Origin of the sequence: Dactylosporangium siamense (assembly GCF_016862795.1) — a bacterium.
Taxonomy (GTDB): domain Bacteria; phylum Actinomycetota; class Actinomycetes; order Mycobacteriales; family Micromonosporaceae; genus Dactylosporangium; species Dactylosporangium siamense.
Genome location: NZ_BONQ01000055.1, coordinates 14,569 through 39,970, shown reverse-complemented (window position 1 = coordinate 39,970; position 25,402 = coordinate 14,569). Strand labels below are relative to the sequence as shown.

At 73.4% G+C, this 25,402-nt stretch carries 25 protein-coding genes; 13 read left to right on the top strand and 12 right to left on the bottom strand.

The window, feature by feature from the left end:
- Positions 1 to 81 precede the first annotated feature (81 nt).
- On the top strand, positions 82 to 558 hold the full coding sequence (gene soxR, locus Dsi01nite_RS18740) for a redox-sensitive transcriptional activator SoxR (protein ID WP_203847474.1): 477 nt from the start codon (positions 82 to 84) through the stop codon (positions 556 to 558).
- 45 nt (positions 559 to 603) lie between these two features.
- Here the strand turns inward: soxR and Dsi01nite_RS18735 are convergent, their stop codons facing one another.
- Both Dsi01nite_RS18735 and Dsi01nite_RS18730 read right to left on the bottom strand, forming a co-directional pair.
- Positions 604 to 954 carry a hypothetical protein gene (locus tag Dsi01nite_RS18735; protein ID WP_203847473.1) on the bottom strand — a complete coding sequence of 117 codons (351 nt, stop codon included), beginning with the start codon at positions 952 to 954 and terminating at the stop codon, positions 604 to 606.
- A 14-nt stretch (positions 955 to 968) separates the two neighbouring features.
- Positions 969 to 1,679, bottom strand: a complete 711-nt coding sequence (locus Dsi01nite_RS18730; protein ID WP_203847472.1) for a hypothetical protein — start codon at positions 1,677 to 1,679, stop codon at positions 969 to 971.
- A gap of 160 nt (positions 1,680 to 1,839) precedes the next feature.
- Between Dsi01nite_RS18730 and Dsi01nite_RS18725 the strand changes: the two genes are divergently transcribed.
- Positions 1,840 to 3,789: a histidine kinase gene (locus tag Dsi01nite_RS18725; protein WP_203847471.1), complete on the top strand. Its 1,950-nt coding sequence runs from the start codon at positions 1,840 to 1,842 to the stop codon at positions 3,787 to 3,789.
- Between the two features lie 66 nt (positions 3,790 to 3,855).
- Complete coding sequence (locus tag Dsi01nite_RS18720; protein ID WP_203847470.1) at positions 3,856 to 4,497, top strand: response regulator transcription factor; 642 nt, start codon at positions 3,856 to 3,858, stop codon at positions 4,495 to 4,497.
- A gap of 388 nt (positions 4,498 to 4,885) precedes the next feature.
- Here Dsi01nite_RS18720 and Dsi01nite_RS18715 read toward each other — a convergent pair whose 3' ends face one another.
- Complete coding sequence (locus Dsi01nite_RS18715; RefSeq protein ID WP_203847469.1) at positions 4,886 to 5,212, bottom strand: DUF6223 family protein; 327 nt, start codon at positions 5,210 to 5,212, stop codon at positions 4,886 to 4,888.
- A gap of 197 nt (positions 5,213 to 5,409) precedes the next feature.
- On the opposite strand from Dsi01nite_RS18715, the gene Dsi01nite_RS18710 reads away from it, so the two are divergent.
- Together Dsi01nite_RS18710 and Dsi01nite_RS18705 are read left to right on the top strand one after the other, a co-directional pair.
- Entirely contained in the window at positions 5,410 to 6,510 is a 1,101-nt protein-coding gene (locus Dsi01nite_RS18710) for a sensor histidine kinase (RefSeq protein ID WP_203847468.1), read from the top strand.
- Positions 6,507 to 7,169, top strand: a complete 663-nt coding sequence (locus tag Dsi01nite_RS18705; protein ID WP_203847467.1) for a response regulator — start codon at positions 6,507 to 6,509, stop codon at positions 7,167 to 7,169. The genes Dsi01nite_RS18710 and Dsi01nite_RS18705 overlap by 4 nt, the downstream gene beginning before the upstream one ends.
- 15 nt (positions 7,170 to 7,184) lie before the next feature.
- Here Dsi01nite_RS18705 and Dsi01nite_RS18700 read toward each other — a convergent pair whose 3' ends face one another.
- On the bottom strand, positions 7,185 to 8,036 hold the full coding sequence (locus Dsi01nite_RS18700) for a universal stress protein (protein WP_203847466.1): 852 nt from the start codon (positions 8,034 to 8,036) through the stop codon (positions 7,185 to 7,187).
- A gap of 191 nt (positions 8,037 to 8,227) precedes the next feature.
- Here Dsi01nite_RS18700 and Dsi01nite_RS18695 point away from each other — a divergent pair, with 191 nt between their 5' ends.
- Positions 8,228 to 8,872, top strand: a complete 645-nt coding sequence (locus tag Dsi01nite_RS18695) for a CBS domain-containing protein (protein WP_203847465.1) — start codon at positions 8,228 to 8,230, stop codon at positions 8,870 to 8,872.
- 3 nt (positions 8,873 to 8,875) lie between these two features.
- Here Dsi01nite_RS18695 and uppS read toward each other — a convergent pair whose 3' ends face one another.
- Positions 8,876 to 9,658, bottom strand: coding sequence for a polyprenyl diphosphate synthase (gene uppS / locus Dsi01nite_RS18690; protein WP_203847464.1), 783 nt, complete (start codon positions 9,656 to 9,658; stop codon positions 8,876 to 8,878).
- Positions 9,659 to 9,805: 147 nt separating this feature from the next.
- On the opposite strand from uppS, the gene Dsi01nite_RS18685 reads away from it, so the two are divergent.
- From Dsi01nite_RS18685 to Dsi01nite_RS18675, 3 genes are all read left to right on the top strand, one after another.
- A complete protein-coding gene (locus tag Dsi01nite_RS18685; protein WP_203847463.1) occupies positions 9,806 to 10,009 on the top strand; it encodes a hypothetical protein in 204 nt (67 codons plus the stop codon).
- A gap of 7 nt (positions 10,010 to 10,016) precedes the next feature.
- Positions 10,017 to 10,793, top strand: coding sequence for a hypothetical protein (locus Dsi01nite_RS18680; protein ID WP_203847462.1), 777 nt, complete (start codon positions 10,017 to 10,019; stop codon positions 10,791 to 10,793).
- A gap of 291 nt (positions 10,794 to 11,084) precedes the next feature.
- On the top strand, positions 11,085 to 13,292 hold the full coding sequence (locus tag Dsi01nite_RS18675) for a DEAD/DEAH box helicase (RefSeq protein WP_239135991.1): 2,208 nt from the start codon (positions 11,085 to 11,087) through the stop codon (positions 13,290 to 13,292).
- Positions 13,293 to 13,298: 6 nt separating this feature from the next.
- Here Dsi01nite_RS18675 and Dsi01nite_RS18670 read toward each other — a convergent pair whose 3' ends face one another.
- Positions 13,299 to 14,747, bottom strand: a complete 1,449-nt coding sequence (locus Dsi01nite_RS18670) for an EAL domain-containing protein (RefSeq protein ID WP_203847461.1) — start codon at positions 14,745 to 14,747, stop codon at positions 13,299 to 13,301.
- An 84-nt stretch (positions 14,748 to 14,831) separates the two neighbouring features.
- Between Dsi01nite_RS18670 and Dsi01nite_RS18665 the strand changes: the two genes are divergently transcribed.
- Positions 14,832 to 15,485 (top strand): GNAT family N-acetyltransferase, encoded by a 654-nt coding sequence (locus Dsi01nite_RS18665; RefSeq protein WP_203847460.1) that lies wholly within the window; start codon positions 14,832 to 14,834, stop codon positions 15,483 to 15,485.
- 145 nt (positions 15,486 to 15,630) lie between these two features.
- Here Dsi01nite_RS18665 and Dsi01nite_RS18660 read toward each other — a convergent pair whose 3' ends face one another.
- The 4 genes from Dsi01nite_RS18660 to Dsi01nite_RS18645 all read right to left on the bottom strand — a co-directional run bounded on the left by Dsi01nite_RS18660 (position 15,631) and on the right by Dsi01nite_RS18645 (position 20,290).
- On the bottom strand, positions 15,631 to 16,446 hold the full coding sequence (locus tag Dsi01nite_RS18660; RefSeq protein WP_203847459.1) for an NAD(P)H-binding protein: 816 nt from the start codon (positions 16,444 to 16,446) through the stop codon (positions 15,631 to 15,633).
- A gap of 41 nt (positions 16,447 to 16,487) precedes the next feature.
- Positions 16,488 to 17,315, bottom strand: coding sequence for an NmrA family NAD(P)-binding protein (locus Dsi01nite_RS18655; protein WP_373318792.1), 828 nt, complete (start codon positions 17,313 to 17,315; stop codon positions 16,488 to 16,490).
- Between the two features lie 73 nt (positions 17,316 to 17,388).
- The gene (locus Dsi01nite_RS18650) at positions 17,389 to 19,551 is read right to left on the bottom strand and encodes a pectate lyase-like domain-containing protein (protein ID WP_203847457.1); all 2,163 of its coding nucleotides are present in this window, start codon (positions 19,549 to 19,551) and stop codon (positions 17,389 to 17,391) included.
- A 208-nt stretch (positions 19,552 to 19,759) separates the two neighbouring features.
- On the bottom strand, positions 19,760 to 20,290 hold the full coding sequence (locus Dsi01nite_RS18645; protein WP_203847456.1) for a GNAT family N-acetyltransferase: 531 nt from the start codon (positions 20,288 to 20,290) through the stop codon (positions 19,760 to 19,762).
- Between the two features lie 131 nt (positions 20,291 to 20,421).
- Between Dsi01nite_RS18645 and Dsi01nite_RS18640 the strand changes: the two genes are divergently transcribed.
- Positions 20,422 to 21,708, top strand: coding sequence for a condensation domain-containing protein (locus tag Dsi01nite_RS18640; RefSeq protein ID WP_203847455.1), 1,287 nt, complete (start codon positions 20,422 to 20,424; stop codon positions 21,706 to 21,708).
- Positions 21,709 to 21,714: 6 nt separating this feature from the next.
- On the opposite strand, the gene Dsi01nite_RS18635 is transcribed toward Dsi01nite_RS18640, so the two are convergent.
- A complete protein-coding gene (locus Dsi01nite_RS18635) occupies positions 21,715 to 22,827 on the bottom strand; it encodes a PucR family transcriptional regulator (protein WP_203847454.1) in 1,113 nt (370 codons plus the stop codon).
- A gap of 116 nt (positions 22,828 to 22,943) precedes the next feature.
- On the opposite strand from Dsi01nite_RS18635, the gene Dsi01nite_RS18630 reads away from it, so the two are divergent.
- Both Dsi01nite_RS18630 and Dsi01nite_RS18625 read left to right on the top strand, forming a co-directional pair.
- Positions 22,944 to 23,750, top strand: coding sequence for an alpha/beta hydrolase family protein (locus Dsi01nite_RS18630; RefSeq protein ID WP_203847453.1), 807 nt, complete (start codon positions 22,944 to 22,946; stop codon positions 23,748 to 23,750).
- A gap of 23 nt (positions 23,751 to 23,773) precedes the next feature.
- The gene (locus tag Dsi01nite_RS18625; protein ID WP_203847452.1) at positions 23,774 to 24,646 is read left to right on the top strand and encodes an alpha/beta fold hydrolase; all 873 of its coding nucleotides are present in this window, start codon (positions 23,774 to 23,776) and stop codon (positions 24,644 to 24,646) included.
- Here the strand turns inward: Dsi01nite_RS18625 and Dsi01nite_RS18620 are convergent.
- Positions 24,641 to 25,393 (bottom strand): SDR family oxidoreductase, encoded by a 753-nt coding sequence (locus tag Dsi01nite_RS18620; protein WP_203847451.1) that lies wholly within the window; start codon positions 25,391 to 25,393, stop codon positions 24,641 to 24,643. The genes Dsi01nite_RS18625 and Dsi01nite_RS18620 overlap by 6 nt on opposite strands.
- Positions 25,394 to 25,402: the final 9 nt, after the last annotated feature.

Sequence of the window (25,402 nt, the reverse complement as noted above, 5' to 3'; positions counted from 1 at the left end):
TCGACTCCTTGATCGTGCCGGGTGGCCGACACCGATCCTCTGGCCTCAACTATGGTTGAGGTCAAGCGCTATGTTCGACGCATGCCGAGGCCCCGCACCACGTTCCACGAGCTCACCGTCGGCCAGGTCGCCGACCGCAGCGGCGTGGCGATCTCCGCCCTGCACTTCTACGAGCGGCACGGGCTCATCCGCAGCACGAGGACACCGAGCAACCAGCGCCGGTACAGCCGCGACACGCTGCGCCGGGTCGCCTTCATCCGCGCGTCCCAGCACGTCGGGATCTCCCTGGCCGTGATCCGCGACGCCCTGGACCGGCTGCCGAGCGAACGCACCCCGACCCGCGAGGACTGGGCCCTGCTGTCCATGGGCTGGCGGGCCGAGCTCGACGCGCGCATCGCGCAGCTGCAGGCACTGCGGGACGACCTCACCGAGTGCATCGGCTGCGGCTGCCTGTCGCTGCGGGTCTGCCACCTGACCAACCCGCGCGACATGCTCGGCCGCGAAGGTCCGGGTGCCCGCCGCCTTCAGCCACCCGTGGCGCCGTCGGGTGACGCCTGAGCACCGGGTCCGGCGTGCACCGTCGGTGGTGCACGCCGGCCGGCGTTACACAGTGGCGGGTCGTCGGCGAAGGCGCGGGGCGAGCAGGGCGGCGACCACGGCGGTCAGCACCACCAGTACCGCCGCGGACGCGACGAACGCCGCCGGCACGTCGTCGGCGAAGAACGCCGGCACCGCGCCGAGCGCCGACAGCACCCGCGTGACCACGACGGTGGCGACCGCCGAGCGGCGACCACGCCAGCCGTAGCCGACCGCGACGAGGGTGATCAGGCCGAGCGCGACGGCCGCGGCGGCGACCGGCAGCGGTGGCGTGTCACCACCTCCCGCGATCGCGGCGGCGATGTCGGCGACGCCCAGCAGTGCGGCGATGACCAGTCCGATCCGGAATGTGCGCATGATGATTTCCTCTCTCAAACAGCACGGGAAACGGGGGCGAGATCCCAGTCGTCGTCCGGGGTGCGCAGGACACGCACCGCCGCGACGGCGAACCCGAGCGCGGTCAGCCCCCACGCGGCGGCGTCCAGCGGCTGGTTGCCGATCAGGACGAACGCGAGGTGCAGCGGCTGCGACACGATGGCCGCGACGGCGGCCCAGACCGGGACGGCGTGCGCGCGCCACAGGGCGGCGCCGAGCAGGACCATGCCGAGGATGTGCCCGGCGACGAACATGAACGCGGCGGCGCCGAGCGGCGCCAGGGCGGTCTGCGCGTCGAGCACCCGCACGGCGGTGTCGGTGTCGACCGCCCCGCCGGCGACGGCCCGGATCGTCGGGTCACCGGCGAAGAAGAACAGGGCGGCGAACGCCGGCACCAGCAGGCCGACGCCGAGCAGCGCCAGCACCGGAGCGCGTCGCTGGGCGAGCCGGCCCGCCGCCAGCGCCGAGGGGATCAACGCGGCGAGCGCGACGACGCTGAGCCAGAGCACAGTGTCCTGCCGGCCGAGGTGGGCCGCGGTCTGGGTGACCGTCTCCCGGTTGTCGGCGGCGTGGAAGTACGGCAGGACGCCCCGCAGGACGGCGACGGACAGCGGGCCGAGCGGCAGCAGCACGGCGGCGGCGACCCGGCGGGCGGTGCGGGTGTCGCGCGTGGCGGTGGCCGGTGGTGCGGCGGTGGCGACGGACATGGCGCGTCCTTTCGGAGGCGGTCGATGATGCCGTCGACTGTCGCGCCGGCCCGCCCCCGACCGGTTGAGGCGCCGTCCCCGAGCGCCCGGGGAATTCCGCCCGGTCGGGTAGGGGCCTGCCCCCATCCCCGAACGCGGCTCGTGCCGCACCATGGTTTGCGTGAGCTCGCGGAGACCCTTGGCCTGGACGTTGTGCGCCCTCGCCGGCGTGGAGGTGCTGGTCGCCGTCGCCGGCGTGGCCGGTCAGCGGGTGTCGCTGGGTGACTTGGTCGACTCCTACATGCTCACCAACACCGCGATCGGGGTGGGCTTCGCCGGCTGCGGCGGGATCCTCGCGGTGCAGCGGCCCGCCAACCGGGTCGGCTGGCTCCTGCTCGGCGCCGGGCTCGCGCCGCTCACGACGGCCGCGATCACGCCGGTGCTGCTGCTCGGCATCACCCATGGCTGGCCGGAGTGGACGCTGCGGCTGCTGGCCAGCGTGTTCTACGCGGCGTGGCCGTGGGGGATCTGCATGTTCCTGCCCCTCGCCCTGCAGGTCTTCCCGACCGGCCGGCCGGTCTCGCCGCCCTGGCGCTGGCTGTTTCGGGCGACCGTCGCCGTCGGGGTGTGCTTCACCGCCGCGATGGCCACCGGGCCTTCCCCGTTGGTCATCGCCGATCGGGCCGTGCACTCGTACATCGAGCTGCCGTTCTACGACGCGCTCGGGCCGCTGTGGTTCGCCGCGAACCTGGCGCCGCTGTTTGCGTTGCTCGGCGCGATCGGTGCGCTGGTGGTGCGTTACCGGCGCGGCGACGAACAGCTCCGCCGGCAACTGCTGTGGCTGGTCTGGGCGCTGATCGTGGCGGTCGGACTGAACCTGCCGCGGTGGCTGGTCGGCGGCGGACCGATCCTGCTGCTGCTCGCCATCCCGCTCGTGCCGGTGGCGGTCACCATCGCGATCCTGCGCCACCAGCTGCTCGACATCCGGCTGGTGCTGTCCCGCACCGTGCTCTACCTGGCGCTGAGCCTCGCCGTCATCGGCGCGTACGCCGGGCTGCTGACCCTCTTCGACGCGCTGCTGCGCGGTGCCGGCGCCCCGCTGCTCGCGACGCTGCTGATCGCGCTGGCGTTCAACCCGGTCCGGGTCTGGTCGCAGCGGCGGGTCGACCGGCTGCTGTACGGCTCCCGGTCCGACCCCGTCCTCGCCGTGTCGCGGGTCGGCGCGCGCCTGGCCGCCGACGACCTGACCGGGGTCCTGGACGGCATCCGCGACGCGCTGCGGCTGCCGTTCGCCGCGCTGCGCCGCGACGGGCGGGAACTCGCCGCGGCCGGCCAACCACCGGCTAGCCTGCACACTGTGCCCCTGACCTTCCACGGTGCCCGGGTCGGCGAGCTGCTCGTCGGGGTCCGGTCCGGCGACCGCCGGCTCGCCGCCGCGGACCACGCCGTCCTCGACCTGCTCGCCGGGCCCCTCGCCACCGCGCTGCACGCCTCCGCGCTCGCCGAGGAGGTGCAGGCGTCCCGGGAGCGCATCGTCGCCGCCCGCGAGGAGGAACGCCGCCGCCTGCACCGCGACCTGCACGACGGGCTCGGGCCCGCGCTCACCGGCGCCGGGTTCAAGGCCGACGCCGCACACAACCTCGTGACCGGGGCACCCGAACAGGCCACGGCGCTGCTGGCCGAGCTCCGCCGTGACATCCGGGAGGCGATCGATGACGTCCGCCGCCTGGTGTACGGGTTGCGCCCACCGACACTCGACGAGCTCGGCCTCGCCGGTGCCCTGCGCCGGCACGGGGCGACGCTGCCCCTCGCGGTCACCGTCGACGCACCCGACACGCTGCCGGCGCTGCCCGCCGCGGTGGAGGTCGCCGTGTACCGCATCGGCACCGAGGCCCTGACGAACGTGGCCCGGCACGCGAACGCCGGCGCCGCCCGGGTCGAACTTGCCGTCGACTCGGCGGTCCGGCTGTCGGTCGTCGACGACGGATCGCCCGACGGGCCCTGGATCCCCGGCGTCGGACTGACCTCGATCCGGGAACGCGCGACCGAGCTCGGCGGCACCTGTGTCGCGGGCCCGACCCCGACCGGCGGGCGGGTCGTCGCCGTCCTGCCGCTGGCGGTGCCGTCATGACCCGCGTCGCGGTGGCCGTCATGACCCGCGGTGCGGTGGCATCATGACCCGCGGTGCGGTGGCATCATGACCCGCGTCGCTGTCGCGGACGACCACCCGGTCGTGCGGGACGGGCTGCGCGCGTTGTTCGCGTCCCTGCCCGGCCTGGAAATGGTCGCCGAGGCGGCCACCGGCCGGGAGGCGGTCCGGGTCGCGGTCACCGCACAGCCCGACGTCCTCGTCATGGACCTGCGCATGCCCGACCTCGACGGCGTCGCCGCCACCGCCGAGATCACCCGTCTGGCGCCGGCCGTCGCCGTGCTCGTGCTGAGCATGTTCGGGGACGACGACTCCATCTTCGCCGCCATGCGCGCCGGCGCCCGCGGCTATCTCATCAAGGGCGCGTCGCAGGAGGAGATCTCCCACGCGATCGTCACCGTCGCCGCCGGCGGCGCCGTCTTCGGCCCTGGGGTCGCCCGCCGCATGCTGAGCTTCTTCGCGGCGCCGGCACCGGCGACCGGGCAGGCGTTTCCGGACCTCACCCGCCGCGAACGCGAGGTCCTCGACCTCATCGCCGCCGGCCTGCCCAACGCCACCATCGCGACCCGGCTCGGCCTGGCCGGCAAGACCGTCGGCAACCACATCTCCACCATCTTCGCCAAGCTGCAGGTGGCGACCCGGGCCGAGGCCATCGTCCGGGCCCGCGACGCCGGCCTCGGCCGGGGCTGAGGTTCGCGGTGCTGGCCGTCACGCCCTGCGAATATTCAGCTGGAGGCGCGGGGACTTGATGGCACCGCCCGGCCTGCGGCCGTGCGGCAGGGTGGCGCGGTCACCCTGACTGCCGTCTTGCGGTGATCCCAAGCCAGGTCCGCACTCGCATGATCCACCGCCGTCGCGGTCATCATTCGGTGGTGCCACACCGCCGTTGATCACAAACAACCCAAATCGAACAAAGCTTCGCCAGTCGAACCCCGCGCATCGAACTACCTGGTGGATTACAGGTCGCCCGCGACACCTAATCCACCAGGTAGTTCAAGATTTCTGTTTCGGAAGCCTGGTACCGACCGGTCCCGTAGTCGATGGTTTCGCTCTTCGACCAGAGCGGGGCCGGACAAGCTCAGGCCGCGCGGCGGGAATGCGCGACGGCCAGGCCACCGAGGACCACGGCGGCCAGCCCGAACACGATGGCCGCGTAGCCCCCGACGACACCGTTGCCGGTGCCCGGCCCACCGTCGGCGGTGGCCAGGACGAGGACGCCGACCAGCACGCCGATCGCACCGGCCGACAGGGCGACAACGGTGCGCCGGCGGGACGCGCGGGCCAGGGCGAGCGCGCCGGTGACCGCGCCGGCCAGCGCCACGAACGCCGCCGCGGTGGCCACGAGCCGGTCGGTGGTCAGGGTGGACGAGCTGACGGACTCGGCGAGCAGGAGGCGGACGGACATGGCGGGGCTCCTCGTCTGTGCGAAGGCTGGATGCCGTCGATCGTGGCCGCCCCGACCCCCGCACCGCATCGTGCCGGCGTGGGCACTTCGCGCTGCCGCGGACGTGGTAGCGGCGCCGGGATCTACCACGGTCGTGGTATCCGGCCGTGGCCGTCAGGCATGATTCGCCACGGTGAAGACCCGGCTACTGTGCCTGCATGGGCGGTGCGCGGATCGGGGTCCGGGACTGGGTGGTCGCCGCCGGCGTCGCCGCGATCCTGCTGCTGGCCGGCCTGTCCGAGCAGAGCACCGGCCCCGGCGTCATCGGCGGGGTGCTGCTCGTCGCGGGCGGGCTGGCACTGGCCGTGCGCCGGCGCGCCCCGGTCGCCGTCCTGATCGTCACCGGGTCGTGCGCGGTGGGGTACCAGGCGGCCGGCTACAACGTGTTCGCCGTCGGCTACCTGATCGCGGTGTACGCGGCCGTGCGGGCGGGCCACCGCACCGCCACCGTGGTGACGAGCGTGATCATGCTGGCCGCCCTGCCCCTCGCCGCGATGGCGTCCGGGCTGCACGACGCGGCCCGGGCGTTCGCACAGGCGAGAGGGGTGCTCGAGCTGGCCTGGCTGATCGCCGCCGGCGCGGCGGGTGAGGCGTTGCGCCAGGCCGAACGCCGGGCCGACGAGGCCGAGCGCGGCCGCGAGGAGAGCGCGCTGCGGCGGGCCGACGAGGAGCGGCTGCACATCGCCCGGGAGCTGCACGACTCGCTCACCCACCAGATCTCGGTGATCAAGGTGCAGGCGGAGGCGGCGGTGCACCTGGCGCAGAAGCGGGGCGAGCAGGTCCCGGAGGCCCTGCTGGCGATCCGGGACGCCGGGCGGGAAGCGGCCCGGGAGCTCCGCGCGACCCTGGAGACACTGCGCGACGACGGCGGGACCGAGCGGTGCGGCCTCGACCAGCTGCCGGACCTGGTGCGGCGGGCGGTCCCGCCGGCGACCCTGACGATCGAGGGGCAGCGCACCGACCTGCCGGCCGCGGTGGACCGCACCGCCTACCGGATCGTGCAGGAGTCGCTGACCAACGTCGCCAGGCACGCCGCTGCCACGACCACGTCGGTGCGGGTCGCGTACCGGCCCGGCGCGGTGCACCTCCAGGTCGACGACGACGGCCGCGCGACGCCCGGCACGGCGCCGGTGCCCGGGGTCGGCCTGCTCGGGATGCGCGAACGCGTGACCGCGCTCGGCGGCCGGCTGCGGGCGGAGGCGCGCCGCGAGGGCGGGTTCACGGTGCAGGCCGAGCTGCCGGTCGAGGGTGCCCCGTGATCCGGGTCCTGCTCGTCGACGACCAGCCGCTCATCCGCAGCGGGTTCCGCGCCCTGCTCGACGCCGAGGACGACATCACGGTGGTGGCCGAGGCCGCCGACGGCGCCGAAGGCGTGGCGCTGGCGCGGCGGCACCTGCCGGACATCGCGCTCGTCGACATCCAGATGCCGGTCGTCGACGGCATCGAGGCGACCCGGCGCATCGTGGCGGACCCGGCCCTGGCCGCGGTGCACGTCGTCATCCTGACCAACTACGGGCTGGACGAACACGTCTTCGACGCGCTGCGGGCCGGCGCGGCCGGCTTCCTCGTCAAGGACATCGAGCCCGAGGACTTCCTGCACGCCGTCCGGGTCGCGGCGCGGGGCGACGCGCTGCTCGCGCCGTCGATCACCCGCAAACTGATCGACCGCTACGTCGCCCAGCCACCGCACCCCGGCGCCGCGACCGCGCTGCGCGGGCTGACCGGCCGCGAACGCGAGGCCGTCACCCTGGTCGCGCAGGGCCTGTCCAACGACCAGATCGCCGCCCGCATGGTGATCAGCCCGGTGACCGCGAAGACCCACGTCAACCGCGCCATGACCAAACTGCACGCCCGGGACCGCGCCCAGCTGGTGGTCATCGCCTACGAGTCGGGCCTGGTCACCCCCCGCCGTCCCTGATCTCACCCGGCCGGCTCACCCGGCCGCAGGCGCGTGCGCGATCAGCACCGGGCATTCCGCGTAGTGCATCAGCTGCTGCCCGACGGAGCCCAGCAACAGCCCGGTGAAGCCACCGTGCCCGCGGCTGCCGACCACGAGGAGCTGCGCCGTGTGCGACACGCCGATGAGGACCTTCGCGGCCCGGCCGACGGCCACGAGTGCCTCGACCTTGACGCCGGGGTACCGCTCGCGCCAGCCCATCAGCGACGACTCCAGCACCGCCCGTTCGGCCGCTTCGGCGGCGTCGGCGGGGATCAACGCCGGTGACGGCGGCAGGTACGCGCGGATCGCCACGAGCCCGGTGTCACGGGCGGCGGCGGCCTCGAACGCGAGCCGTAGGCCCACCTCCGCCGACGCCGACCCGTCGACCCCGACCACGACCGGGCCGCCGGTCGCGTCCCAGTGCCCGCGCACGACCGCGACCGGGGTGCGGGCGTGCGTCGCGACCTGCTGGCTCACCGAACCCAGCAGCAGGTTGCTGACCCCGCCGCCGCCGCGGTTGCCGACGACCAGCAGGCTCGCGGCGCCGCTCAGGTCAAGCAGCGTCGCCGCACCCGGGGCGTGCAGGGCGGTGCCGATGACGTCGATGCCGACGTGGTGTTCCCGGACCCGGGCGACCGCTTCGGCGACGATCCGCTGACCGTCGCGTTCGGCCGCCTCGATGAGCTCCGCCGTGACGTCGTAGTAGATGCCGGGCCACACGGCTTGGTAGCCGTGCACGATCTGCAACTGGGCGAGGGACCGCTCGGCCTCCACAGCGGCCCAGTCCACCGCCTTGCGGGCCTCGTCGGAGCCGTCGTAGCCGACCACGATCCGGTTGGCGTTCATGGGTTCCCTCCTTACGGGTTCACAACTCCCTCATCGCGGAACGTAGACACGGTCGCCGGTCCCGGGCAGGGCCGATGGACCCGGATTCGCGGGACCGGCCGGACGTCACCCGCGGAGGTGTCGTTGTGCCCTGCCGCGGGAGTCCGGGGAGCCATACGTTCGGCGCAGGAGCCGCACGAGGGAGGAACGCCATGAGCCGCTGGAACGTCGCCGACGTGATGACGATCGGCGCGATATCGGTGCGGGAGGACACGCCGTTCAAGGAGATCGTCGACCTCCTGGAGGCCCATGCGATCAACGCGGTGCCGGTCGTCGACGGGTCCGACCGGGTCGTCGGCGTGGTGTCGTCGGCCGACCTGGTGCCGAAGATCGAGTTCGCCGGGGACGGTGACCAGCCGCGGTCGTTCGAGGGCCGGCACACCCGCCAGGCGCGCGGCAAGGCGCAGGCCACCGCCGCCGGCGAGCTGATGAACGCCCCGGCCGTCACCGTCACCAGCACCACGTCCCTCGTCGCCGCGGCCCGGGCCATGGAGCACGACGAGCTCAAGCGGCTCCCGGTCGTCGACGGCTCGGGCCGGCTGATCGGCATGGTGACCCGCCGGGACCTGTTGAAGGTGTTCCTGCGCACCGACGCGGACATCCGCCGCGAGATCGTCGACGAGGCGCTCAAAGGGGTGGCCGGCGTGCAGAGGTCCCAGCTGCGGGTGGAGGTCGACGACGGGGTGGTGACCCTGCTGGGCGAGGTGGAGCACGGCTCGCTCGTCCCCGCGCTGATCCACCGGATCGAGCGCGTCGACGGGGTCGTCGACGTCGTCAGCCACCTGTCACCGGCGTGAGGACTACGCGCCGAACCGCCGGTGCCGGGCGGCGTACGACCGCAGCGCGCGGAGAAAGTCGACCTTCCGGAATCCGGGCCAGTAGACGTCGCAGAAGTGCAGTTCGGAGTACGCGGCCTGCCACAGCAGGAAGCCCGACATCCGGCGCTCCCCGCTGGTGCGGATGACCAGGTCGGGGTCGGGCTGACCACTGGTGTAGAGGTGCGCGGCGATCTGGTCGGCGCTCAGCCGCTGCGCGACGTCGTCGATGCCGTGACCGGCCCGTGCCGCCGTCTCCAGCAGCGACCGGATGGCGTTGACGATCTCCTCGCGGCCGTCGTAGCCGATGGCGATGGTGAGGTGGAAGTCCGCGCCGTTGTCCCGGGTGGCCTCCTCAGCCAGCTTCAGGGCATGGCGGGTGGAGTCGGGCAGGACGTCCAGCCGGCCGGCCAGGTGCACCTGCCAGATGCTGGTCGGCTTCCGCAGGCGCTCGGCGACCACCTCCTCCATCATGCGCATCAGGTTGCCGACCTCGTCGGCGGCGCGTTTGCGCAGGTTGTCGACGGATGCCACGAACACGGTGACGTGCCGGACGCCCATCTCGGCGCACCAGCGCAGCACCTCGTCGAGGTGTTCGGCGCCGTAGCGGTGGCCGATCCTGGCGTCCTCGAAACCCGCCTGCCGGGCCCAGCGGCGGTTGCCGTCCATGACGATCGCGATGTGCCGTGGCAGGTCCGCGCCGGTGAGCTGGGCACGGAGCCGGCGTGCGTAGATCGTGTAGACGGTGCGCTGCAAGGACGTCCGCATGCGCGCGATTCAACCACCGCCGGCGCCGCCGGTCCGTTGATCCGCCGTGCCTCCACAACACCCTCACAACCACCTGTCACGGAACCGTTGCCGGGCCGTGCTGCGTGCCGTCAGGCTCGAAACAGGCGGTCGCTCTGCGATGGTGACGTGTCCGACCCGATGCCCACGGCGGTGACGGTGATCGTGACGGATCCGGTCACGGTCCTCGGCATGGTGGCGTTGCTGGACGGGCCCGCGCTGCAGCGGTTCGGCGTCACCGTGGATGCCGCCGTGATCACCGTGGTCGGCACCCGGCTGATGCGGTGCCCGGCGACTGTCGAGGTGGTCGCACCGGCCCGCGGTAGTGGATGATCTGCCCGTGGGCACCCATACCTCCCGTGAGCCGGCGGACTTCGTGGTCGGCGATCCGGATGCCCGGTGGACGCTGCGGCTGGTGCGCTGGTGGTGGCTGCTCCCGCCGGTCGGCCTGGCGCTGTGGCCGGTGTCGCCGCTGCTGGCGGTGATGTCGACGGTGGCGTTGTTCGGGATCGGCTCCAGCGCGCGTGGGCTGGCGCCGTCCGTCCTCGCCCCGCGACACGGCCTGGTCGTCGTGCCGCAGCACGAGCGGGGCGCCTGGAGCGAGGCCCGGCAGTCGATCGGGCGCATCCGCGCGGCGTGGCCGGCCCTCGGCGCGATGGCCGAGCCCACCGACATCGGGCCGGCGCTCGACCGGGCCCGGTGGGGCCTCGCCGTGCTGCTGGTCCGGCGGGCCGGGACGGACCGGGCGCTGAAGGACCTGGACGAGGCGGTGCGCGGCCTGCCGGAGCGGGCGCCGCTGCGCGCGGAGGTCGCGGACCGCCGCGCCGAGATCCGCGCCCGCCACGACGAGCTGACCGGGGCGATCGCCGAGCGGCTCGGGGCGCTGCACCGGCTGGCCGAGATCTCCGGCGAACACGCCCACCAGCAGCACCGCACCGAGCAGGTCCGCGGCGCGCTGCGCCGGGCCCGGCGGGTGGACGACGGTGACCCGTTCGCCCCGGACGCGGTCGCCGAGGTGGCCGAACGGACCGCCGCGGTCCTGGCCGCCTATCACGAACTGTCGGCGCTGCCCGGCCCGGACGCCCCGCCGGAAGGCCTGGCCCGCGGCGGGCCGTGACGGCTGCCGGTGGAATGATCGTGGCTGCCCCAGCCCGGACGCCCCGGCTCGCGGCGGGCCGTGACGCTGCCGGTGGAATGATCGTGGCATGGGCGCACGGCCGTTGACGCAGTGCGAGCGAGTGTTGCTGGCCGTGGACTTCCCGGGTGTCGACCCGCTGCGGCGTCAGGCGGTGGGGGTGGTCGTCGTCGGCGGGTGCGGCTCTCGTCGACATCACGCCCGCCTGACGCCCGGTGTTCGGCGGTGATATCCGGCGAGCGCCGCGGGCGGTCTGTCGGTACGTTCAAGGGCATGTCTCCGCAGCCCCCCATGACGGCCTGGAGTCGCAGGGAGGTGCGGGCGTTGCTCGCCCGTGCGGCCGAGGTGCAGGCCGACGCCGAAGCGATCGTCGACACCGTCGGCGCGGGCCGTGCGGAGGTCGTCGCGGCGTATGAGGTCGCGCGCGAGCCCCAGGTGTGGACCGCGCTCGAGCAGATGTCGGTCGACACGGTCAAGGACACCGTGGACGGCCGGGCCAGGCTGGACGAGCTGCCCGCCCACGGCATCCGTTCGGTGGCCGACGTGCTGCGGGCCGGGCCGGCGCGGCTGGTCGGCGTGCCCGGCATCGGTGAGGGCACGGCCCGCAAGACCATTCACGCCGCCGAGCAGCTCAAACGGGCGGCGCAGGACTCGCTGCAGTTCCGGATCGAGTTCGACCCGAAGAACCCCGAGATGACCCGGTTGGTGCGGGCCCTCGCCAGCTTCGGCATGGTGTGGCACGCGGCCGGGGCGCACGAGGCCGACGCCGGACGCCTCGCCGCGGACCTCGCCGCGCTGCGGCCGGTCGCCGCGCCGGCCGGGGTCGGGCCGCTGCGCCGGCTGTTCATGCGGGCCGCGGACAAGGCCGTCGCCGAGGACGCCGCGCGGCGGATCGGCGCGCTGCTGGACACCGCCGTGCCGCAGGCGGCCCGGGACCTCCGCGCGCTGCGCACCCCGACCGACCGGCAGGTCTGGCGCGACTTCGAGCAGCGCTCGGCGGACTACTACGGCCTGCTCAGTCAGGTCGTCGGGCTCGGCGGTGACGTCGCCGCCAGTGAGGGGTTCCTGCCCGCGGACATCGTCGAGCGGGTCGGCGCGCAGCAGCTGGACACGTCCCGGCTCAGCGACAACCTGCGACTGCGTGGCTACCAGTCCTTCGGTGCACGTTTCGCGTTGGTACAGCGGCGCGTCGTCCTCGGCGACGAGATGGGGCTCGGCAAGACGGTCCAGGCCATCGCCGCGATGGCGCACCTGGCCGCGCGTGGCGCCACCCACTTCCTCGTCGTGTGCCCGGCCAGCGTCCTGATCAACTGGAGCCGCGAGGTCGCCAAGCACTCGACGATCCCGGTCGTCACGCTGCACGGCAACGGCCGGGCGCGGGCCGCCGCCCGGTGGCGGGCCCAGGGCGGTGTCGGCGTGGTCACGTTCGGCTCGCTCGGCGCGCTGAAGCTGCCCCCGCCCAGGCCCGCCATGCTGATCGTCGACGAGGCGCACTACGTGAAGAACCCCGACGCGAAGCGCTCGCAGGCGGTCAACCGGGTCGCGGCGGAGTCCGACCGGGTGCTGTTCCTCACCGGCACCCCGATGGAGAACCGGATCGACGAGTTCCGGGCGCTGATCGACCACCTGCGGCCGGAGATCGCCGCCGACATGGGGCCCGAGCACGCGGCGATCAGTGTCGAGGCGTTCCGGCGCGCGGCGGCGCCGGTGTACCTGCGCCGCAACCAGCCCGACGTGCTCACCGAGCTGCCGGAGCTGGTGCAGGTCGACGAGTGGGAGGAGTTCGGCGCCGAGGACGCGGCGGCGTACCGGACCGCGGTGCGGGAAGGGAACTTCATGGCGATGCGGCGGGCGGCGTTCGCCGTACACCGGCCGAACGACTCGGCAAAGCTCACCCGGTTGCTCGAGCTCGCCCACGAGGCCATGGCCGCGAAGCGCAAGGTCGTCGTCTTCTCCTATTTCCGCGACGTCCTCGCCGTGGTGGGCGCCGCCCTCGGCGATGCCGCCCGCGGGCCGATCACCGGCTCGACGCCGGTCGCCGACCGCCAGCGCATCGTGGACGAGTTCACCGCCGCGAAGAAGCCGGCCGTCCTGGTCTGCCAGATCGAGGCGGCCGGGGTCGGCGTGAACATCCAGGCGGCCTCGGTGGTGATCCTGTGCGAGCCGCAGGTGAAGCCGTCCATCGAGGCGCAGGCGATCGCCCGGGCGCACCGGATGGGTCAGGTGCGCACGGTCCAGGTGCACCGCCTGCTGATCGCGGACTCGGTCGATGAGCGGATGATCGAGATCCTCGGTTCGAAGGCGCAGCTGTTCGACGCGTACGTCCGGCACAGCGAGATCGCGCAGGCCTCGCCGGGTGCCGTGGACATCTCCGAGGTGCAGCTGGCCCGGATGATCGTGGCGGAGGAGCAGCAGCGGCTGGCCGGCACGCCGGAGCCCCGCCGTCACGACGACCGCGCGGCGGTGACCCGGTCCCCGTAGCGGCCGTCAGCCGGGGTGGTGGACGCCGCCGGCGAGGGTGTCCACGGTGCGCAGGATCTGCCGCATCACCGTGCGGCACAGGTCGGGACTCTGGCTGACGGCGATGTCCCACACCGGTGGGTCCTGTGGGTGCCCGCCGTGCGGCCGGCCGGCGACGGCCATCGCCAGCCCGGGGGACAGGACCACGAAACAGGTCTCGGGCGCGAACGCGTGCCCGGACGGCATGTCGGCGGCCCTGACCCGCCAGCTGCTCCACGCCGACACGTCCGGGCCGACGATGATGACGAGCGGGCAGCGTTCCAGCAGCATCGTGAACATCACCTGCCGTTCCGGCGCCATCGTCGCCGCGCCGGCCGGAGTGACGACCGCGACCGCGGGTGCCTGGTCGCCGACGGCGGCTCTGGTGGTGATGCCCAGGATCAGGTGGTCGAGCCCGGCCTGGCTGACGGCCGAGGTCTGCCGGGCGCCGCCGGCCGACAGCACGCTCCACGGGGTGCTGACCGCCTCGTCCGGGTCCGGGTGGACCAGCAGCGGGATCGGGTGCAGCGGCTGCGGGAGGTGCTCCGGCAGCGGCCCCGGCCGGCCGAGGAGGTGACCCTGCTGGAAGTACGAGCCGGCGGCCCGGGCGATCATCGACGCGTCGGTGTTCTCCACCCGCTCCACCAGCAGGGCCGCGCGGGTCCGCTCGCACTCGGCCATCGCGGCGATCAGCGCGATGTTGGCCGGCCCGAGCCCGCTGGAGATCAGCTGATGGTTGAGCTTGACCACGTCGGGTTCCAGGGTCGGCAGCAGCGCGGCGCCGGCGGCACTGAACTCGATGTCGTTGATGGCGACGCCCCAGTTCGCGGCGCGGGCCCGGCGCGCGGTCTCCAGGGCCTGGCACGGGAAGCGGGAGATGGCCCGGCCGGTCAGGTCCACGTACACCCGCAGCCGCTGCTCGGCCTCCTGCACGGTCGGCAGCAGGTCGGGCGGGCAGGGTTCGATCAGCGAGTCGGCCTCGACGTTGACGAACAGCGAGATCGACGGCGGCAGCCCGGCGTCGAGCATCTCCCGGAACGCGGTCACCCGGCAGATCCAGTCCAGCTCGCCGAGCCTGCCCACGGCCTGCGCGGCGGCGAACAGCTGCACCGGTGAGCGCAGCGGCCCTTCCGGCCCCCGGGTGAGGGCCTCGAACCCCACGACCTGGCCGTGCTCGGTGTCGTGGATGGCCTGGTACTCGATGCGGATCGAGCGGTCGGCGATGATCCGGTCGATGAGGCCGCCGGCGCCGGCCGGCCGGGCGGGCCTCCGGCGGCCCGCGACCGGCGCACCGGCGGGCACCGGTGTCGCCTCGTCGGGCGGCTCGTCGTCGACGTGTGGCGTCCCCACGGAGCCGGGTCTGAGGTCGCTGGGGCCCCGGTAGCCGCTGCGTGACCACAGCGTCCAGCCCCGGGTCTGGACCGTCTTGTCCGCCATGTCGCCTCCCACCGGATGCGCCGCTGCGGTCGCTTCATCGGCGGTGCGGCGGGGGTCCTGAGAAGTTCGCCGTAGGGTGGCCGGATGGCGGCGACCCTCGCACAGTTCCTCGACGCGGCGGCAGCGGGGCGGTTCCCGCCCGCCGACGGCGGCGTGACCGTCGTCGCGCAGCCGGGACCGCGGGACGCGGGGGTGGTCGCGTTCACCGCCCACTCGGTGGTGTTCACCGACGAGGATCCGCAGTGGGTGCGCTCGGCCCTCGCCGTGGTCGACTGCGACCCGCTCGCCGCCGCCATGCACCCGCGGTTCCTGTCCGCGCTGCTCGACCGCACCAGCCGGGGCACCGACACGATCGACCTGCTGACCGTGGCGCCGTCGCTGCCCGGCGACCCGCCGGTGCGGCTGCGGGAGCTCACCGACCCGGCGCATCCCCGCGTCCGCCGGGCCCTGGACCGTCGCGACGACGTGCGGGTGTGGACCACCGACGGCGGGATCGTCCTGCTCGGCCGTGGGGTGGCGGGCCGCTGGGAGACCGCGATCGAGGTCGACGAGGCGGTGCGCCACCGTGGGCTCGGCCGGGCCCTGGCCACCGCCGCCCGCCACCTCGTCCCGGCGGGGGAGCCGATCTGGTCACAGCAGGCGGCCGGCAACGCCCGCAGCATCCGCGCGTTCCAGGCCGCCGGGTTCCGCCCGGTCGCCTCCGAGCTGCTGCTGCACCGGCGGCCCGGCTCCGGCTGACGCGGCGGCCACCCGGCGGCGGCGGGTGGCCAGGAGTTGATCCACCCGCCGATGGTGGCCGGCGCCGCGCTGGGTAGCCGTCGAGCTCTAGAGCCTAGTGTCCTAGGATGCCCTACGCGGTGTGGCCCGCACCGCAGGCCCGAAATCAGGCGAGGGCGGCGGTCACCGCCTGCCGGAGCGTGGTCGGCGGCCGGCCGAGGACGCGCTCCAGGTCCGTGGTCTGCCGTTCGAGCAGGCCGGCCCTGGCCAGGTTCATCAGGAACCCCAGTGGGGTGTCCACCGCGGCGTCGACGGACGCGACGGGCCGGCCGCTGACCGAGGTGAGCTCCGCGGCCAGTTGCGGATACGTCCACAGGGGACCGGTCAGGTCGTAGCCGTGGCCGAGGTGGGCGTCGTCGGTCAGGACATTGGCGGCCGCTGCGGCAAGGTCGGACCGCAGTGCGGTGTTCAGCCCGCGACCGCCGGTGCTGCTGGTCAGGGTGCCCGAGGTGACCGCGTCGCGGAGACCGGCGTTGACGAACGCGTCGGTGTAGAACGGGTTCCGCAGCATCGTGCCGGACAGTCCACTGTCGACGATCGCGCGTTCGGTCGCGTGGTGGGCGGCGTTCGGGCCCTGCGCCGCGCCGGGCTGGTCGGCGCCCAGGAAGCTGGTGTACGCGACGGCCCGCACCCCGCACGCAACGGCCGCCTCGATCACCGCGAGATGCTGGCGGGTCCTGATGTCCGGATCCAGGGTGGGGGAGGAGATGAGCAGCAGCCGGTCCGCGCCCCGCAACGCGGTGCGCAGCGTGGCGGGATCGTCGTAGTCGCCGTGGCGGACGTCGACGCCGCGGGCGGCCAGGTCGGCGCACCGGCCGGGGTCGCGGACGGCGGCCCCGACCGGCCGGTCCGGGAAGCGGGTCAGCAGCTGCTCGACGACGAGCCGGCCGAGGGCGCCGGATGCGCCGGTGACAATGATCATGGCGGCATGCAACACCCGGCCGGGCCGGTCGCGCCAGCGATTTACCAGACGTCGGCGGTCGCCTTCGCGTACTCGGCGAAGTCGCGGGGCTCCCGGCCCAGCACCCGCCGCAGGTCGCCGGTCAGGTGGGCGTTGCGGCCGTCCAGGACCGTGGTGAACAGGTACATGAGCAGCTCCGCGACCTCGGGTGGCAGCGCGGCGGCGTAGTCCTGCGGTGGGACCTGGACGAACGTGACGGGCCGGCCGGTCGCGGCGGCGATCTCGGCGACCGCGTCGGCGAAGGTGAGCAGGCGGGGCCCGGTGAGCTCGTACACCTGCCCGGCGTGCCCGTCCTGGGTCAGTGCGGCCACGGCGACGTCGGCGATGTCGTCGGCGTCCACGAACGGCTCCGGCACGTCGGCGACGGGCAGGGCGACCTCGCCGGCGAGGACGGCGTCGAGGAGGTAGTCCTCGCTGAAGTTCTGGTTGAACCAGCTGCAGCGCAGGACCGTCCAGTCGATGCCGGCGCCCTGCACGACGCGTTCGCAGGTCGCGGCCTCGTCCTCGCCGCGGCCGGACAGCAGGACCAGCCGGGACACGCCGGCGTCCACCGCGGCCGTGGTGAACGCGCCGATGTCGTCGGGTGCGCCCGGCACGGCCAGGTCCGGGTAGTACGACACGTAAACGGTTTCGATGCCGCTGAGCGCGGGGGCCCAGGTGGCCCGGTCGGTCCAGTCGAAGGGGATCGGTGCGGTCCGGGAGCCGACCCGGACCGGGATGCCGGCGGCGTGGAGGCGGTGCACGATGCGGCGGCCGGTCTTGCCGGTGCCGCCGAGGACCAGGATCTCGTTCATGCATCCATTGCAGTGCAACGGGGTGAGACGTTCCATAGCCGAGACCCGCGGTTGCATGTTTCATCGTCCACCGGGGCGGGGGCCGCCGGAGCGGCCCCCGCGATATCGGTTACGGGAAGTTGAGCAGGTACACGTTGTTGGTGGTCGAGTTGGCGGCGGCGCCGGTGTTGTTGATGACGTGGGAGATGGTGCCGACGCCGCCGAGGGAGACGACGGCCATGTTGTGGAACTTCACGCCGGCGACCGCGGGCACCTCGAACGCGCGGGCCGAGACGACGGTGTTGTTGACGTTGAAGAAGCAGTAGCTGCCCAGACCCCACGCCTCGAAGGTGGTGACCCCGGAGGCGACCTTGATGGCGGGGTAGCCCTGGGTCGAGCCGTTCATCCAGGCGGCCTGGTTCGGCGGGTCGTAGGGCATCTCGTTCTGGAAGAAGATGATGCGACCGTTCGCACCGTTCCAGATGACCTCGTTCTTCTGGTAGTGCTCGACGAACAGGCCGGTGGCCAGGACGTTGTCGCCGTTGACGATGAGCCCGGTGTCGGCGGTGTTGACGGTCCAGCCGACGCCGCTGCCGTGGTCGGCGCGCCATGCCCAGGTGTGGTCGACGATGGTGTTGTTGGTGTTGACGACCAGGCTGTTGGTGGCCTTGCCGCCGACCATGCCGCCGATGCGGAAGAACACGTCCTGGATGGTGGTCGGGTTGCCGGCGTGCGAGACGCCGGTCTTGGACAGGCCGACCTTGAGCAGGGTGTCGCTGTTGGTGGTGCCGGCGTCGAAGAGCAGGCCCTTGATCCGGACCCCGTCGACGTCGGCGACGTCCATCGCGTTGACGCCGTTGTCCGGGATGATGGTGGCGTACCCGATGCCGAGGACGGTCGTGTTCGCCTTGGTGACGTGCAGCGTCTGGTTGACGTGGTACACGCCGGGGGTGAAGAAGACGTTGCAGCCGTTGGCGAGTGCGGTGTTGATGGTGGCGGCGGAGTCGCTGGGCTTGGCGACGAAGAAGGTGCTCATCGACACGGAGGTGCCGGGCGTGGAACCGCCGGCCCAGCTGGGCCCGGAGGCGTTGGTGCGCAGGTTCGGCAGGAACACGCGGTACTTGCCGGCGCCGTCGATGTAGAGGTACGGCACGTCGCGGGAGACGGGCGTGGTGGCGAGGGTCGTGTAGCGCGGGCCGGCCGCGGGGTTGGTGTTGAAGTTCGTCGCCGGCGCGCCGGGGGTGCCGGAGAAGACCATGTTCCAGTTGGAGCCGCTCCAGCTGCCGAGCTGGCTGTCCTTGGTGTACCACTGCTGCTGCGACGCGGACTCGCTGTTGCCGTCGATCTTCGAGTCGGAGATGTAGCCGCCGCTGGCCCAGCCGTAGCTGGCGGGGAACAGGTTGAGCCCGCCGATGATGTGCATGCGCCGGAACGGTGCGGCCTGCGCGACGGCCCACCGGTTGGTGCCGCCGAGCGTGTTGACGGACAGGTTCTCGGTGGAGCGCCAGAAGTTCTGGGTGGCGTTGCCGGCGTCGCTGGCGTTGAACGCGTCGACGGTCACGGCGCCGTTGATCCGGGTGTCGTCGGGGTTGAGGCCGAGCCCGGAGATCGAGGTGTTGAACCCGATGTTGGCGCCGACGTTGTACGGGGTCGCGCTCGGCTTGAACAGCAGCGCGTCGCGGCGGGTCTGGAACTGTGCGGTCTGCGTCGACTTCGTGGCCTCGAACACGGTGTTCAGTGCGGCCTGGATGGTCGCGTCACTGGAGTTGTGGTCGAAGATCTTGACGTTGGGTCCGAAGTCGGGGGTCTCGGAGTAGGTCGGGCAGGTGCCGGTCGGCGGCTGGGTCGTCTGGAGCGCGAACTTCTGCGCGCCGGAGCCGTTGCAGTCCCAGATCTGCAGGCGGGTGCCGTTGGCGGTGGCGCCGCCGGGGGAGTCCATGCAGCGGCCGGACTGCGGGTTGCGCAGTGAGCCGTCGGCCTGTGCGGCCCATTGCTGGGCGCCGGTGCCGTTGCAGTCCCACAGCTGCAGTTTGACGCCGTTGGCGGTGCCGCCGCTGGTGATGTCGAGGCAGCGGCCGATGGCGGTCAGCGCGGTGCCGTTCCAGGTGTAGTGCTGGTCGGCGGCGGCGCTCTGGCAGTCCCACAGCTGGACGGCGGCGCCGTTGACCCCGGTGTCGTCTCCGGCGACGTCGACGCATTTCCCGCCGGGTCCGAGGATGGGGTTGCCGACCACGGCCGCGTCCGCCGTGGTCATGGTGAGCCCGAACGCGGCCAGGGCTGTCAACGTTGTCATGACCAGGACGCGATACAGCGTTCTTGGTATGGCTCTCATGGCCTACCTGCTCTCTCTGCTCATCTGCCGGGCGCCGTCATGGCGGTGAGAGCGCTCTCAGCAATGGCCAAAGTGTTGCGTCGGCCTCTCCGGCATGTCAAGTAGTGACGACCGTCGAATCGCTCAGCAGCCGCCGACCGGCGACCGTGCCGCCCGTCGTAGGGGCGGATCACAGGTCCCGGGTGTAGTGGCGGATCTGTTCGCCGTGGTCGTCGGTGGTGGTGCGGCCGGACGGGGTCCAGCCGAGGCGTTCGTAGAGGCGCTGGGCGCGGTGGTTGGACTCGTGGGTCCACAGCTGGGCGCGGGTGTAGCCGGCGTGGCCTGCCTCGGTGTGGGCGCGTTGCATCACGAGGCCGCCGAGGTGTTGGCCCCAGCGGTCGGGGTGAACGGCGACCATCGACACGTGGGCGACGCCGGGCAGCGGGTCGGGGCCGGCGCCGTCCTGGTCGAGGGCCTGCACGACGAGAGCCATCGCGACCGGGTCCACGGGCGTCGCGCTGTCGTCCTGGGCGAGGATCAGGACGGTGCCCGGGGTGGCCAGGCGGTCGCGGACGCGGTCCTCGGCGACGGGCGGTGACGGGGCGCCGGCGACGGGTCCGAGTGGCAGGCCGAGGTGTGCCCGGCGGGCGATGTTCGCGGCGGTCCACAGGCGGGCGGTGGCGGGTGCGTCGGCCAGGCCACCGACCCGGGTTGTCAGCATCGGCCCACCGTATCGCGGGGCATTGACGGCCACTGACAAATCTGCAACCTTGAACGTCGAATCTGGCAAGAAGTCGTCGATGTTTTGCGTGACTCATGCGTGAAACAGCGCAATCAGGGACGGGCGGGCGCATGGAGGCACCGGAGCGGGTCGTGGTGCGGTTCGAGGGCGACGGCGCCGGTGAGGGACCTCTGTCGTGGGGGCAGACGGAGAACTGGCTCGCCATCAAGCGGCAGCAGACCTGGCTGCCGCTGGGCGGAGTGCAGCCGCTCCCGCCGGACAGCACCGTGGAGGGGGTCGCCGACGAGCTGCGCTACCTGCTCAGCCGGTTCCCGTCGCTGCGCACCAGGCTGCGGCTGGCCGGCGGGGAACGTCCGACCCAGGTGGTCGCCGGCGTCGGCGAGATCACGCTGGAGGTGATCGACGCCGGTGACCGCGACCCCGCAGCGGTCGCGGGTGAGGTGCACGACCGGTATCGCGACACCGCCCTGGACTTCACCGCGGAGTGGCCGATCCGCATGGCGGCGATCCGCGGCGGCGGCCGGCTGACCCACCTGGTGGCGCTGCTGAGCCACTTCGCCCTCGACGCCACCGGCGCCGCCGCCATGCTCGCCGGCGTGTCGTCCCGTGACACGTCCCCGCTGACCGGGCAGCAGCCCCTGGACCAGGCCGGATGGCAGCGGTCCCCGGCCGGCCGACGGCACAACGCGGCCGCGTTGCGGTACTGGGAGGGCATCCTGCGCGCGCTCGGGCCCCGGCGGTTCCCCGAGCCGGTCGCCCGCACCTCGCCGCGGTTCTGGCAGGGCGAGTTCACCTCACCGGACCTGCACCGCGCGGTGCGCGCCATCGTGCGGCGCACCGGTGTCGACTCGTCCACGGTGCTGACCACGCTGTACGTCGCGGCCATCGCCCAGGTCAGCGGCATCGACCCGGTGGCGATCCGCCCGACGGTCAGCAACCGCTTCCGCGCCGGGCTGTCCGACGTCGTGTGCACCCTGGTCCAGGCCGGGCTGCTCATGGTGCACGTCGCCGGCACCCCGTTCGACGAGCTGCTGGAGCGGACCGGGCGGCTGACTTTGTCCGCGTACAAGTACGCGTACTTCGATCCGGACGACGTCGGCGAGCTGCGGGAGCGGGTCGCCGTCGACATCGGCTGCTTCTACAACGACCGCCGCGGCCCCAACCGGGAGCAGGACCTGGACGCCGCCGAGCCCGATCCCGCGCCGGCCGGGCTGCGCTGGCTGTCGAAGCAGGACGCGCCGGCGGTCGAGCCGCTCTTCGTGCACGTCGACGACGCGCCCGGCACCATGCGGCTCACGATCCAGCTCGACGCCGACTACCTGTCACCGACGGACGGCGAGCGGGTCCTGCGTGCCATGGAGAGCATCGCGGTCGCCAACGCCGCGCCGCGCCCCTGAGGACCCTCAGCGCAGTTCCGTGGCGGTGAGCGCGGCCGCAAGCACCCGGGCGTCGGCGGGCACGGCCGGATCGAGGCCGGTCATCGTGGCGATGCGGTGCAGCCGGTAGTCCAGGGTGTTGCGGTGGATGTGCAGCTCCAGGGCGGCCTGGCGGCGGTTGTGGCCGTGCCGCACGAAGCTGCGCAGCGTCTCCAGCAGATACGGGTGCCCGCCCAGCGGGTCGAGCTTCGCGGCGAGCCGGTGCAGGCCCGGCCCGGGACGGGCGAGCTGGTATTCCACGAGGACGTCGTCGAAGCGGTACAGGCCGGATCCGCGCCCGAGGCGGCCGACCAGGTCGAGGACCTCGCGGGCCTCCGCGGCGGCGGCCGGGATCGCGGCGGGTGTGGCGGCCTCGGCGATCCCCGCCAGGACCGTGGTCTGGAGGGCCTCGTGCAGGCTCGCGACGAGCGCGTCGGCGTCGACGCCGTCCGGGAGCAGGGCGACGCCGTCGACGTGGTCGACAAGGACCGGGGTGCCGGCGTGCGCGTCGAGCGCCACCTGGACGAGCCGGTCCGGCGGGCGCGGTGAGAAGCGCGCGACGAGCACCGTGTGCCGGCGGCCGACCTCGAGCCGGGCGTCCTGCGCCAGGGTCTGGAACGGGCCGCCGTGCAGGAGCGCGGCGTGCAGCTCCCGCCGGGACCGGGCGGACTCGCTGTGCAGGTCCTCCTGCGCCTGGAGGTGGGCGACGACGACGGCGGGCATCACCACCGCCAGGCCGTCGAGCAGGCGGGCCCCGGCCACGGCGAGCTCGTCGGGGTCGGCGACCCCGGTGACCGTGCGCCACCACGCCCTGGCGCCGATGAGGTACGCCGCGAGCGCCGCCTCCAGGGGCAGATGGTCGCGGGCCCGGCGGGCGGACAGCTCCACCACCCAGGTCAGGTCCGTGGGGCGCAGCGGGCCGGGGTCGCGCAGCATCCTCAGCAGGAGGCCCAACACGGCGCTCACCGAGTCGCGGACCGGACCGTCCAGCGCCGCGGCCGGCAGGCCACGGTAGAAGGGCACGTCGGCGGCACATCCGGTGACGATCTCGGTGGTCAGCCGGTCGAGCCGGGACGCCATCCGATCATGCAGGTCCGGCATCCGGGCATCGTCACATTGCCCAAACCGGCGCGTCAATCATTGCCGCAGATGCGCACAGACACCGGCACGGGTGAACCCCGACGATGCAAGGACCCCCAAAGCAACGAGGAGGCACCATGTCTCACCGTTTCCGCCTCGCCGCCGCCGTGTGCGTGGCGGCGGCGATCCTGGTCCCCGCGACGCCCGCCGCGGCCGCGGACCCCTGGGACGCCCCCGGTCCCTACGCCACCGCCGTGCAGATCGGCGCGGTCAACACCCTGTACTACCCGCGTGACATCGCCTCGAGCCCGCGCCGCCACCCGGTGATCGTGTGGGGCAACGGCACCGGCGCCGCGCCGCTGGTCTACCGGGACCTGCTGCTGTACTGGGCCAGCCACGGCTTCATCGTCTCGGCCGCCAACACCCCCGCCTCCAACCTCGGCATCTCGATGCGGCTCGGCATCGACGCCCTCGCCGCAGCCGACGCCGACCCGGGCAGCATCTTCCGGGGCAAGGTCGACCTGGCGCACATCGGCGCGTCCGGGCACTCGCAGGGCGGCGCCGCCGCGATCGTCGTCGGCGCCGACCCGCGCATCGACGCGATCCTGCCGATCCAGCCCGGCCCCCTGGCCGACATCGACGACGTGCACGTGCCGGCGCTGCTGCTGGCCGGGCAGCACGACAGCATCGTCTTTCCGTTCCTGGTGAAGGCGTTCTACAACGACGCGACCCACATCCCGGCGATCTACGCTGAGGTCAGGGGCGCCGACCACTTCACGGTCGTCGGTGACCCGGGCCCGTTCGCGGCGCCGACCACCGCCTGGTTCCGCTTCCAGCTGATGGGCGACACCGCGGCCCGCGCCGAGTTCTACGGTCCGTCCTGCGGCATCTGCACGGACACCCGCACGTGGTCCGACGTGCGCCGCAACGCCCTCGTCCCCTGATTCCCACGACCCAACGGAGCACCATGGACACCGTCGAGATCCCCACCCCGGACGGCCCGCTGCACGCCCTGCGGTCCGGGCCGGCCGTCCCCGGCGACGGCGGTCCGGTCGTGCTCGCCGCGCACGGCATCACCGCCTCGGCGATGTCGTTCGCGGCGGTCGCCCGGGCCCTGCCGGCCGGCTGGACGCTGCTCGCCCTGGACCTGCGCGGTCGCGGCCGCAGCAACACCCTGCCCGGCCCGTTCGGCATGGACCGCCACGCCGAGGACCTCGCCGCGACCGCCCGGCAGGTCGGCCGTCCGGTCGTCCTGACCGGGCAGTCGATGGGCGCGTACGCGGCGCTGCGGGCGGCGACCAGGTTCCCCGACCTGTTCACCCGCCTGGTGCTCATCGACGGTGGCCTGCCGCTGCCGGTTCCCGCCGGCGCCGACCCCGACGCGGTCCTGGAGGCGACCCTGGGCCCGGCGATCCTGCGGCTGCGGATGACGTTTCCGACCGAGGAGGCCTACGTCGAGCTGTTCCGCAACCATCCGGCCATGGCCGCGTCCTGGAACGACGACCTCGACGCGTACGCCCGCTACGACATCACCGGCGACCCGGGCGCGATCCGCTCCCGGGTCGACCCGGCCGCGGTCGCAGCGGACGGCCGGGACCTGATCGTCAACGCCGCCACGTTCGGCGCGGACCTGGAGGCGCTCACGCTGCCCGCCGACCTGCTGTACGCGCCGCGGGGCATGTTCGGCCAGGAACCCGGGATCCTGCCGCGGCCCCTGGTCGAGCGGTGGACGGCGCAGAGCCCGCTGCGGGCCGAGCTGATCCCGGACTGCAACCACTACACGATCCTGACCGACCCGAAGCCGGCCGCGAGGATCAGCGAGGTGCTGACCGGGTCATGACGTGCCGGCGGTGTGTCCGCCGTTGACGGTGACGCGTTCGCCGGTGACGAACGACGCGGCGTCCGACAGCAGCCAGCGCACCGCGGCGGCGACGTCCTCGGGGCGGCCGACGCGGCCCAGCGGGACCCCGGCGACGTACTGCTCGACGGCGTCCTCGCCGACGCCGGCGTGCCGCTCGACCGGGACCCAGCCGGGGGCGACGACGTTGACGGTGACGCCGTGCGGGCCGAGCTCGCGGGCCCAGGTGCGGGCCAGGCCGACCTGGGCCGCCTTGGCCGCCACGTAGGCCGACCAGCCGGGCAGGGCCCGGTCGACCATGTCGGAGCCGATCAGCACGACCCGGCCGGTGCCGGCGGCCCGCATCGCCGGCACCGCGGCCTGGACCAGCAGCGTCGGGCTCTTCACGAAGAACAGCAGCTGGCCGAGGTGGTCGTCCCAGGTGAGGTCCTCGACGGCGACCTCCGGCTGCGGGCCGGTGGCGTTGGCGACGAGCGCGGTGACCGGCCCGAGCCGGTCGGTCACCGCGGCGGCGAGGGCGGCGACCGACGCCTCGTCGGTCACGTCGGCCTCGAAAGCCGCGGCGGTGCCACCGGCGGCGCGGATGCCGTCGACGACCGCGCCGGCCGCGTCCGCGCCGTGCCGGTAGTTGACGGCGACGGCCCAGCCGTCGGCGGCCAGGGTCCGCGCGATCGACGCGCCGAGACCGCGCGAGGCGCCGGTCACCAGTACCACTCCTGCAGCCGTCATCGCGGGGAC

What these genes read in the sequence shown, in the direction of transcription:
- Dsi01nite_RS18620 (WP_203847451.1), bottom strand. Translation starts at nt 25,393, where the DNA reads ATGACGGCTGCAGGAGTGGTACTGGTGACCGGCGCCTCGCGCGGTCTC.
- Dsi01nite_RS18660 (WP_203847459.1), bottom strand. Translation starts at nt 16,446, where the DNA reads ATGATCATTGTCACCGGCGCATCCGGCGCCCTCGGCCGGCTCGTCGTC.
- Dsi01nite_RS18665 (WP_203847460.1), top strand. Translation starts at nt 14,832, where the DNA reads ATGGCGGCGACCCTCGCACAGTTCCTCGACGCGGCGGCAGCGGGGCGG.
- Dsi01nite_RS18695 (WP_203847465.1), top strand. Translation starts at nt 8,228, where the DNA reads ATGAGCCGCTGGAACGTCGCCGACGTGATGACGATCGGCGCGATATCG.
- Dsi01nite_RS18635 (WP_203847454.1), bottom strand. Translation starts at nt 22,827, where the DNA reads ATGCCGGACCTGCATGATCGGATGGCGTCCCGGCTCGACCGGCTGACC.
- Dsi01nite_RS18640 (WP_203847455.1), top strand. Translation starts at nt 20,422, where the DNA reads ATGGAGGCACCGGAGCGGGTCGTGGTGCGGTTCGAGGGCGACGGCGCC.
- Dsi01nite_RS18655 (WP_373318792.1), bottom strand. Translation starts at nt 17,315, where the DNA reads ATGGAACGTCTCACCCCGTTGCACTGCAATGGATGCATGAACGAGATC.
- Dsi01nite_RS18625 (WP_203847452.1), top strand. Translation starts at nt 23,774, where the DNA reads ATGGACACCGTCGAGATCCCCACCCCGGACGGCCCGCTGCACGCCCTG.
- Dsi01nite_RS18720 (WP_203847470.1), top strand. Translation starts at nt 3,856, where the DNA reads ATGACCCGCGTCGCTGTCGCGGACGACCACCCGGTCGTGCGGGACGGG.
- Dsi01nite_RS18650 (WP_203847457.1), bottom strand. Translation starts at nt 19,551, where the DNA reads ATGACAACGTTGACAGCCCTGGCCGCGTTCGGGCTCACCATGACCACG.
- uppS (WP_203847464.1), bottom strand. Translation starts at nt 9,658, where the DNA reads ATGCGGACGTCCTTGCAGCGCACCGTCTACACGATCTACGCACGCCGG.
- soxR (WP_203847474.1), top strand. Translation starts at nt 82, where the DNA reads ATGCCGAGGCCCCGCACCACGTTCCACGAGCTCACCGTCGGCCAGGTC.
- Dsi01nite_RS18630 (WP_203847453.1), top strand. Translation starts at nt 22,944, where the DNA reads ATGTCTCACCGTTTCCGCCTCGCCGCCGCCGTGTGCGTGGCGGCGGCG.
- Dsi01nite_RS18735 (WP_203847473.1), bottom strand. Translation starts at nt 954, where the DNA reads ATGCGCACATTCCGGATCGGACTGGTCATCGCCGCACTGCTGGGCGTC.
- Dsi01nite_RS18645 (WP_203847456.1), bottom strand. Translation starts at nt 20,290, where the DNA reads ATGCTGACAACCCGGGTCGGTGGCCTGGCCGACGCACCCGCCACCGCC.
- Dsi01nite_RS18715 (WP_203847469.1), bottom strand. Translation starts at nt 5,212, where the DNA reads ATGTCCGTCCGCCTCCTGCTCGCCGAGTCCGTCAGCTCGTCCACCCTG.
- Dsi01nite_RS18675 (WP_239135991.1), top strand. Translation starts at nt 11,085, where the DNA reads ATGTCTCCGCAGCCCCCCATGACGGCCTGGAGTCGCAGGGAGGTGCGG.
- Dsi01nite_RS18700 (WP_203847466.1), bottom strand. Translation starts at nt 8,036, where the DNA reads ATGAACGCCAACCGGATCGTGGTCGGCTACGACGGCTCCGACGAGGCC.
- Dsi01nite_RS18670 (WP_203847461.1), bottom strand. Translation starts at nt 14,747, where the DNA reads ATGGCGGACAAGACGGTCCAGACCCGGGGCTGGACGCTGTGGTCACGC.
- Dsi01nite_RS18710 (WP_203847468.1), top strand. Translation starts at nt 5,410, where the DNA reads ATGGGCGGTGCGCGGATCGGGGTCCGGGACTGGGTGGTCGCCGCCGGC.
- Dsi01nite_RS18730 (WP_203847472.1), bottom strand. Translation starts at nt 1,679, where the DNA reads ATGTCCGTCGCCACCGCCGCACCACCGGCCACCGCCACGCGCGACACC.